Annotated in this window: 1 rRNA gene; it reads right to left on the reverse strand. The window is 59.2% G+C overall.

Annotated elements, in window-relative coordinates:
• A 23S ribosomal RNA gene (locus tag MM817_RS17720) occupies nucleotides 1-255 on the reverse strand; the annotation flags it as partial.

Below are 255 nucleotides of genomic sequence, written 5' to 3' on the forward strand. Positions count from 1 at the left end.
TTAACGAGAGTTCTCCCGCGCGCCTGAGGATTCTCTCCTCGCCTACCTGTGTCGGTTTCCGGTACGGGCACATCAAAACTCCCTAGAGGCTTTTCTTGGCAGTTCGCGTCTCAGAGCTTCGCTACTATTCTTCGCTCCCCATCCACGCTCAAGGTCCTGCCGTGCGGTTTTCCCTACACGACCCTCTTACGTGTTAGACGGCCTCTTCCATCCGGCCGCTCTCCTGACGCCCCTGCGTCCCCCCATCGGTCATGC

The sequence above is a fragment of the Sulfoacidibacillus ferrooxidans genome, assembly GCF_022606465.1.
Lineage (GTDB): Bacteria > Bacillota > Bacilli > Alicyclobacillales > SLC66 > Sulfoacidibacillus > Sulfoacidibacillus ferrooxidans.